Origin of the sequence: Alistipes megaguti (assembly GCF_944320325.1) — a bacterium.
Taxonomy (GTDB): Bacteria; Bacteroidota; Bacteroidia; order Bacteroidales; family Rikenellaceae; genus Alistipes; species Alistipes megaguti.
In genome coordinates this window covers 1-7,595 of record NZ_CALUHA010000056.1, presented here as the reverse complement: position 1 = coordinate 7,595, position 7,595 = coordinate 1, and the positions used below count along the sequence as shown (strand labels likewise).

At 57.2% G+C, this 7,595-nt stretch carries 5 protein-coding genes; all 5 read left to right on the top strand.

Annotation, left to right across the window (positions count from 1 at the left end; all coding sequences use genetic code 11):
- Positions 1-66: 66 nt before the first annotated feature.
- Positions 67-327 (top strand): hypothetical protein, encoded by a 261-nt coding sequence (locus tag PUQ42_RS10125; protein WP_273373386.1) that lies wholly within the window; start codon positions 67-69, stop codon positions 325-327.
- Between the two features lie 376 nt (positions 328-703).
- Positions 704-3,784, top strand: coding sequence for a SusC/RagA family TonB-linked outer membrane protein (locus PUQ42_RS10120; RefSeq protein WP_273373384.1), 3,081 nt, complete (start codon positions 704-706; stop codon positions 3,782-3,784).
- A gap of 13 nt (positions 3,785-3,797) precedes the next feature.
- Entirely contained in the window at positions 3,798-5,210 is a 1,413-nt protein-coding gene (locus PUQ42_RS10115; protein WP_273373383.1) for a RagB/SusD family nutrient uptake outer membrane protein, read from the top strand.
- A 66-nt stretch (positions 5,211-5,276) separates the two neighbouring features.
- Positions 5,277-6,476 (top strand): DUF4929 family protein, encoded by a 1,200-nt coding sequence (locus tag PUQ42_RS10110; protein WP_273373382.1) that lies wholly within the window; start codon positions 5,277-5,279, stop codon positions 6,474-6,476.
- A gap of 24 nt (positions 6,477-6,500) precedes the next feature.
- On the top strand, positions 6,501-7,595 hold a 1,095-nt coding region (locus tag PUQ42_RS10105; RefSeq protein WP_420534968.1), incomplete at its 3' end, for a M16 family metallopeptidase.

The window sequence follows — 7,595 nt, the reverse complement described above, 5'->3', positions numbered from 1 at the left end:
GAAAGTCAACAAGGGAAAGGCTTCCGTATTGTCGACAAGACTGATATTTGAAGATCCTGACGGGAATTGAGAGCTCTTCTCGCCCTGTATCGTATCGGTGTAGAAGAACTGCAAGGGACCCGTGCAGAAAGGCCATACCACGGTTTGGTATATACCGTGCTGGATGAGAATGGGGAAAAAGCACCCGTGACGCCGCTGAAAGCGTCCAGTCTGGGAGATGACGCCTCCTTGAAAAAGGTCGAGACCATTCTGGCAAGTTCCCCGGAGAAGATCAAGTCCGCCAATCTTCATAAAATGACATTACATCATGTAGAGGAGGAGCCATAATAATTAACCATATCACTTTCAATAACAGTCTCTGCCAACGAAAGAATCCAAGGTTATCGAGGGAAATATAAGCAGTAATGACGAGAATTTCAGGCTCACAGGAAGCTCCGTTTTTATTATGCAAGCAGAACTCTCATGATACTGGAAAATACCTAAAACTCGGGATTGTTTCTCTTTTCCCTTGAAAGTACTTTTGTTCCCGTATTTGAAAATGCGAGTCACAACGCAGCTAACGATGTTTTTCAGTCTAAATAGATTTAAATCTGCAAAAACTCTTGAGAATGTGTTCCGAACTCCATAAGCGAGCAAGCTACAGTCCTATCGAGCACATCTCCATATCCAACATAATTTATATATACGAACAAACCTGCTCTGAATGAAAAAACATTACCTCGCAATTCTCCTCTCCTGGATACTGCTAGTGTTGCCAAGCATGGGTAGCTGGGCTCAAGAAAAAACTATCAAGCAACATTGCGAGTTGAGCGGCACTGTCACCGACAACCACGGGCAGCCCCTTCCGGGTACCACCGTGCGCATCAAAGGCACCATGCAGGGAACCGTTACCGACACCAACGGGCACTATACGTTGCGCGGAGAATGGGCCATGGGAGACATCGTGCTCTTCACCTTCATCGGCATGAAGGAAGTATCCGTAAAGTATACCGGACAGAAAGTTCAGGATGCCGCCATGCAGCAGGATGTTACCGATGTGAGTGAAGTGGTCGTGGTCGCCCGCCGCAACATCAACGAACTCGACATCCGCGCCAAATCGGGCGTCGTACAGCGCGTAGACATGGAACGTCTGAACGACAAACCGATGATCGACATGTCGCTCGCCCTGCAGGGAGCCGTTCCGGGCCTCATCGTAACCAATACGGGGGATCTGGGATCCAAACCGCAGATCCGTCTGCGCGGGAACTCATCGTTCCGAGCCGGAGATACGGCCAACGAACCCCTCTACGTCATGGACGGACAGATCATCTCTTCGGATGCCTTCCTGACGCTCAATCCTGCCGACATCGAAGAGATCAAGGTCCTCAAGGATGCTGTGGCATGCGCCCTCTACGGCGTAAAAGCCGCAAATGGAGTCATCGAAATTACCTCCCAGCGCGGAAACCCCGACGGAGTACTCAAAGTTAACTACGACTTCAGCATCGGCGTCACGCTGCGCGGCCGCCGTGGCGTGGAGATGATGCAGAGCGACGAAAAGCTGGAGATAGAACGTCTGTTGCAAAATCCGTCTACCCCCGGGTATCGCTACAGCGCCGACTATTACCGCAAATACTACCCCAACGATCCGAGTCTCACCGAAATGATCGCCGAGGGGGCCCGCGTGCTCGACTCGCTGCGAGGCATCAACACCGACTGGTTCCGGGAGCTCATCCGCCCGAACATCTACCAGCGCCACAACCTCAGCATCCGCGGCGGAAACGAAAACACCTCCTACTTTATTTCAGCGAACTACTCCCAACAGGGAGGCCGGGTTCCCGGGAACGATGTGCAGCGCATCTCCACACGCATGAGCCTCGATCAACGACTGGGCCGCTGGGGCTACCTCTCGCTGGCCAGTGACGCCGGATACTCGATCACGAACACCCCGAACGGCAGCTCCTTCTCGCCGACGGACCTCGTCTATCAGCTCAACTCGTACGAGACCAAAACCAGCCCGCTGGTCTCCTTCTCGAACGAATCCTCGGAGTATACCTACAACGACCTGCTGAGCCAATACCAGAGCAAATCCACCGACAAGCATGCCGGCATAAGCGGATCGCTCAACCTCCACCCGGTCGAAGGTCTCGACGTCGATGCCGTAGCGGGTGTGGATTTCATGTTGGACGAAGGTCTTACGTTGCTGCCCTCGACCTCGATTGAGGAGCGCAAGTCGGGTGCGGCCATCAACGAACGGGGTCGTCTGACCAAGAACAAAAATGTTACGACCAACGTGTCGTCGAACATCCGTCTGACATATAATCGGGTCTTTGCGGAACGCCACGACCTGACCGTCGGCGGCAACATGGATTACTACCTGACGGATCAGGACAACGTCTCGATCACGGGCTACGGCGTCGGTACGCAGATGTCACCGGCGGCCATCAACCAGTCGATCACCGGCAACCGCAAACCATCGGTCGGCTCACTCAAGGAGAAGAGTGCCCAGATGGGATTCGGATTGGTGTTCGGATACTCGTTCGACTCGACCTACGACCTGTTTGCCACCTACAAGACCGACGCCTCGTCGATCCTCCCGGCCGACAAGCGGTGGAACGCCGCCTGGGCCGTCGGTGTGGGCTGGACGCCGACCCGCTACGGATTCCTGCGCGACAGCCGTGTCATCACGTCACTCAACCTCAAGGCTTCGTATGGCAAGATGGCCAATCTGGCTGGCGTATCTTCGGCTTCGGCAATCGGGACCTTCTCCTATTCGACGGATTTCTATGGAGATGCCCGTCTGCTGGAGCTCCTGGCCTTCTATAATACGGACCTCAAGCCCGAGCAGACCGAATCGATCGATGCGGGGCTTTCGCTCGAACTCTTCAAGCGAGTGACTCTCGGCGTGAACTTCTACCGCCGGGATACCGAGGATGCGCTGCTGTCGGTCCCCATCTCCCTCTCGAACGGGTTCTCGACCATGCTGCGCAACATCGGCGTACTGCGGAATGAAGGATACGAACTCTCCGCCTCGGTCAAGGTTGTGGATCGGGATCCCTGGCGTCTGTGGCTGCGTGGATCGCTGGCCTACAACCGAAACAAGGTCATGGACCTGTACTATGCCGACCGGATCTACGCCAGCGCCGAGTCGATCATACCCGATTACGAAGTGGGAAAGGCGTACGACATGCTTTACGGTCTGGAGTCGCTGGGGATCGATCCCATTACGGGACTTCCGGTTTTCCGAGGGGCTGACGGTCGCGAGATTCCCGCCACGGAGACCCCCTCCAAAGAGAATATCGTGGCGTTGGGCCACAGCACGCCGCCCTACAGCGGATCGATCAACGTGAGTCTGTCGTACCGCAGTTTTGATCTGGACATGGACTTCTACTATGTCTTCGGAGGCGTGCGCCCCTACAACTACACTTATGTCCGCAACACGGACGACGCCAACAAGAATGCGATCCGCGGTCAGGTCGACAACATGTGGTTTAAGCGCGGCGACGAGGACAAGATCTACCACTCGCCCTTCTTCAGCTCCTCGGCAATCGCCTCGCTCAACTACGCCAACACGATGACAGTCGGCAAGAGCGACTACTTCAAGATGTCGATGCTGTCGCTTCGTTACCGGCTCTCCCCGGCGTGGCTCGAACGCAACTGCGGCGGGGTGATCAAGTATGCCAGCGTGGCGTTCCAGGCCTCGAACCTCTTCATGATCACGCCCTACAAGGAGTCGGACCCCGAAACCGGATCACTGGCCGGGACGATGCAACCCGTACTGACCTTCAACCTCAGTCTCACCTTCTGAAACAATGACATCCATGCAAAAAATCATCAGATATGCACTTTCGGGGCTGATTGCAATGCTGGGCAGCACGGCCTGCACGCTGGACATTCCTTACGAAAACCAGCTCTCCGACCCGTCGGCCATCACCTCCGTGACGACGGCCCGTGAGTTGTTGGCCTCGGCCTACGACCGACTTCCCAACCCGGAGTTTGAGCTGTCGGTGTTGAGCGACGATTTCGAAACCACCTCGCTCATTTCGCGCAACAGCGACCTGGGCAACCTCTACAAATGGCAAACATTGCCCATGACGAATCTAGCCCTCACGCTCTGGCAGGGCTACTACGAATCGATAGCCATTGCCAATGCCGTGCTCGAACGCACGGTGGCGATCTCACCGCAGAACGAAAGCGAGCAGGCTGAACTTGCGGCTGTGAATGCCGAAGCCAAGGCTCTGAAGGCCTACTGTTACTTCGACCTGCTGCGCCTCTTTGCCCCGGACATCTCCGAGGGCGGCAGCCGCGACGGGGTAATCCTCAAGGAGCAGTTCGAGTTGGAATTCCTGCCCCGTTCGAGCATCGACGCTTGTGTGGGCTACATCCGCACCCTGCTGACTGAAGCCGTTGCCACGGAGAACAGTCCAGAAACAGCCTATTGGATTTCCCAGCAAGGGGTGCGGTGCCTGCTTGCCGAGCTGGAGCTCTATGCCGGACAGTATGAAAAGGCGGTCGAGTGGGCCAATCTCGTGCTGACCACGGCTGGCGGGTACGATCTTTTCACGGAGACGAACTACCGGCAGCTGTGGAACGGTGGAGCCGGTCCCGAGAGCCTCTTCTCGCGTCACACGACTGCCCCGTTCTATCTGGACATGCGTTACGACACCGAAAAGGGCGATTTCCTGGAGGTTTCCGAAGAGCTCGCGGCAAGTTACGACACGGAGGATCTGCGCGGTGCGGAGAGTATCTATCCGAAGGAACTTCCGGGCGAGACCGTGGGCGAGACGATCACGATGCGCTGCCTGGGCAAGTACAACCGCATGAACTGGGACGCTACGGAGATCTCCTGCATCCACAAGCTGCGCACCGTGACGGCCTGCTTCGTACTGGCCGAGGCCTACTGCCTCCAGGGCAACCACGACGGCGAGGCACGCACGGCAATCAACGAATACCTCACACGCCGCAAGGCCCGGCCGCTCGACGAGGCGCTTACGGGTGACGCCCTGTTGCAGACCGTTCTCGCCGAGAAGCAAAAGGAGTTCGTCGGCGAGGGCGAGCGCTGGTTCGACCTGAAGCACTACCGCAAAGGGGTGCTCGCCGACTGGGGACAGGGGAACAGCGACAAGCGCATCGACGCCACGGACTACCGCTGGACGCTGCCCATCCCCCAGGAGGAGTATTTCTACAACGAGAACGTCACCCAGAACGAGGGGTGGCCCAAGATCGAGAACTGATCCGGCATGAGACAATCCGGATCGGACCAGATAACTGAACATTCATCATCAAAAAAACGCATAAAGATGAAAAAAGTATGCTTTTGGGGCGGGGTGCTGCTGACGGCAGCCGTCGCCATGACCTCCTGCAACGAAGAGAAAGCCACCGGGTACTCCGGTACGAATAAGATCTATCTGACGGCGACCGACAACAACGCCGTCATCATGGAGTCGGATGCCACGCCGCTCGAAGTAGAGGTGTCCCTTACGTCGTCGGTCGAGACGACCACGACGCTGACCTTCCGTCTGGAGGACGACACGCAGGAGCTGCTCCGTCTGGAGGGCAACCCCGTAACGATCGCCGCAGGTGAGAAGAGCGCCACCTTCCAGGTCGTATCGAACGTCAAGAATCTCCTTACGGAAAGCACCTATATCACCGTGGGAATCGATGCTGCACAGCTGCCCGCAGGCATGGAACTTGCCGAGGCACTGCGCATCCGCGTCAACCCCAACCCGGCCGTGCCCGAACTGACCGAAGAACAGAAAGCGCTGATCGATGGCTACAAGGAAAAGTTCGGCATCGACCTTAACGAATTCCTCGGCGTGATGAAGTGCACGACGACGCTCAACATCCCGGGCAACGGCACAACCAACGAATTCTCAACCCCCAAGACCGAGGAGATCCCGGGTCAGACGGTCATCACCCTCAGCGAGGAGTCGACAGCCGACATGCCCGTACTGAAGATGGTCGACAACCCGATGGGACTGACCGAATACCTCTACTGGGTCTTCCGCCAGAATACCGTCGACGATGACGAGATCTGGACCCAGCAGGGCGAAGAGAGCGCCAACCAGCGCCTGATGGACCGCATCGGATGGACAGCCACGAGCGAGGAGACCTTCAACGTCACGCTCGACGGCATCCGGTGCAAGAACCTCTCCGCGACGGGCGCCGACCTCGAAATCCTCGGCCCGAAAGAGGACTCCTACGGCGACACCTACATGGTCGTACCCTTCGACTACTCCTTCACGGCCTGGGACCGCCAGAAAGAGCTGCTCGACAAGGGTGACGCAGACATGCAGGAGATCTACGACCAGGGCGGTTTTGCCAATCCGACCTTTTACCTCTTCTACTGCGGTGCCGATACGAACGAATGGGAAGGTGAGAACTGGCTCGAGAGCAAGGGCCATATCGACTTCGAGAAGGGCGAGATGACCTTCCAGTTCGTCATAGACCACGCCTACGCCGGCGACTACACCCGCGTACACGTCACCTACACGAAATAAGAACACCGTTAACCCCGAACAATCATGGGCGAACGTATTCAGAGAATCATCCGGAACTCGGCTGTTGGCATGCTGGCAGCCCTGTTCCCGGCTTTATTACAAGCTCAACCGGAGCCTCTACCATTACCCCAGGGGACCTGCGAAGGGATGCTCCCCAACGGGTTACACTACATCCTTCGCCAAAATGACCTTCCGGCCTCGCGCATTGAATTCCGACTAGTATTGAGGACCGGATCGGTCCAGGAGCTTGATCGGGAGAAGGGTTGTGCGCATTTTCTGGAGCACGTCGCCTTCGGCGGTTCGCGTCACTTCCCCGACAAGTCGCTGCAAAGCTACCTCGAAACGCTCGGAATGAAGTACGGCGTGGATATCAACGCCTTCACGAGTCAGGACCGGACGATCTACCTCTTCGCCGTGCCGACCGACACCCAACGCAAGGGGGTCATTGACAGTGCCCTGCTGATTCTGCGCGACTGGCTGGACGGTCTGGTGATCAGCCCCGAACGAGTTGAGACCGAGCGGGGTATCATCCTCGAGGAGCTGCGCGGGTATGACGTCGGCGACGACTTCTACGACCTGAAGATCGGCGAGGGAATCCATGCCCGGCGATTGCCGCTCGGCACGATCGAGGACATCCGGCGCATCACACCGGCCACACTCGAAAACTACTACCGGAAATGGTATGTGCCGGAACTGGCAACAATCGTTGCCGTGGGCGATTTCGACACGTCGGAACTGGAGGGAAAAATCCGCGAACAATTCTCATCGCTCGCACCCCGCAAGGCCCGCGACTTCAAGGTCTATCCGCTCGAATACACCCCGGGAACCCGAGTGTTTGAGATCCGCGATTCGCTCTACAACCGCACTCAACTCGAGGTGATGATCCCCCACCGGAGCATCACGGTCCGAACGCTGAACGACGCCGTGGCCAAAGCCCGCGAGGAGTTGCTCATCGAGGCCGTCTCGGCCCGGATGCGCGGCCGCGAAATCCGGACGACAATCTCCGACACGTGGTATCTGAGCGACAAGAACCACTTCACGGTGACAACGGCCGGTTCTTCGCGCGAAGAGTTGCTCGACGCTCTCGCGCATCTCTCCTCTGCCCTGCGCGCTTTGGTA